We start from the raw sequence: 2,040 nt of genomic DNA on the forward strand, positions 1-2,040 counted from the left end.
GGGGTAAATATCGGGAAGCTGTCACGAAGTGCAAACTAAACGGTTTAGTATAGAATTAAGTCCTTATATAGCAAGGACTTTAGTATAGTTAAGCCGCAATTTCAATTGGTAATCTTTCATTCATATCCAAACGAAAAGTGCCGTAGGGGTTAACATGACCCCAGATTAAAGGCGAAAGCGCTCGCAAATCCTCCTCCTTCATTAGTTTCATCCATTGCGGCTGGGATAAAACCTGCTGAATGATTAAAGTATTGATATATACTAAAGATATCTGTAATAAATGCAGACATAGTACTGCTAATTCCTGGTCGGACAAGTTATTGGTAGCAATCTCCCCACTCTTGCCGTAAAAAATAAAACTATTAGCACCATTCCAATTCTCCACAACATTCAACCCAGCGTTTATTTCTTGTCGCAGTTCATATAAATGGAGGTATTTACATAAAAATATGGTCTTTACAGCTTTACCCAATTCCATTAAAGCTTGATGAGTAGGGTGTAGTAAATTAGCTTTGGTAAAACGCTTTAATATAGCTTCAGTTTCTGCCATACCTAAACGCAAAGCTGTCGCATATTTTATCATTTGGTCGTATTGCTGGCGAATTAAATCCCAATTTATAGCGCGAGTTAAAATAGGTTGCAAGTTGGGATAAGCATCGTTATTTCCGGTTGATGGGCGATATAACTTTTGGACATTTATACGTTTAAGGCGTGGCATTAACTGAAAACCGAGCAAATTACAAAAAGCAAAAGCAACGTCATTTTGACCGTGACTATCTACATAATTTTTTTCAATTTTCATGTCTGTACAATGGCGTAGCAATCCTTCAATCATTGCCGCAACTTCTGAAGAAGAACAAGTTTTTAACTGTGAATAAATACAAACAGAATTCTTTTCAACATGCCAGTAAATCATCACGCCACGCCCACCATAGCGAATGTGCCACTCAGTCATTAAATTTTGGTCCCAAGCACCAAACTTCTTCGAGTCAGAAGCGCATGTAGTTGTACCTTCTCCCCAAATAATAGGTTTCCTAATATTAAAAATCGCATTGGCGATTGATGCAATGGCGTTTCTTAATTGGTCTTTATGAATAAAATGACGTTTTACATGTAGTAAAGTATGGTAATCATCACCTTTAATCTCATCACTTAAACGCTTTAACCCGGTATTAGTCCCTAAACCATATAAACAGAGTAGCAAGCGTTTTTGTAATATATGAGGGCTTAAAACTTCTCGTGTTGAGACAGTTTTAAAATGTGAGGTAAAATTAACTCGTAAATCAGTCTCTTTGAGAATATCTAAGAGGCTAGTCATGCGCCAACGTTTAGTAATTTCAGTTTTTAGTCTTTTTAAGTTAACTGGTTCATTCTGAGGATTTAAGGGCGAAAGTGAAATCCTAGCTTTGCTTGAAGTTTTGATTTTGACGTGGGGATTTTTGGGGAAACCTTTATCAAATAAGCTTAAAGCTTCATCCATTTGTCTTTTCAAATCAGCAATAAATACTTCTACATCAGATGGTTGTTTTAAAGCCTGAAAATACTCTAACCTTTGTGCCTCAAAATCAGCAGGTAAATCTTCTTCCGGATTTCTGTAATGGTTCGCTCCTACAACCCATATTTCTTTACATCTAAGCTTTTCTCTTAATGCTTGAAGTACGCTCAACTCGTAATTAATGCGATTAATTTTGATTGAATCATCTTCTGAAGTATCTAATATAATATCTTGCCATCCTGGGGGTAATACTCCATCAATCGGAATTTCTTCTCCAGGGTCATAGTAACGTTGTTTACTATCAGCATACTTTTTGAGTAATTCTAAAGCTTGAATAACGGGACGATGTACCTCATTATTTGAACGGAATTCAAGCTTACTTAAAATCAGTGGTAAAATGCGACGATAATAGGAACTATAACTTGAACGCATAACCGCATAAACTTTCTCGCGGTAAGCATTTCCTGAAGATTTATACTCTTTTACCAAATTTTTTAGAGTCACCTCAGAAGCAACTGGAAAAATTACATCTTTGACTATACCAT

At 36.2% G+C, this 2,040-nt stretch carries 1 protein-coding gene; it reads right to left on the bottom strand.

Annotation, left to right across the window (positions count from 1 at the left end; translation table 11 throughout):
• Positions 1 to 88: 88 nt before the first annotated feature.
• A partial coding sequence (locus AC5JMK_RS15040) for a Tn3 family transposase (protein WP_495910462.1) occupies positions 89 to 2,040 on the bottom strand: 1,952 nt, incomplete at its 5' end.

The organism is Pelatocladus sp., assembly GCF_059505505.1.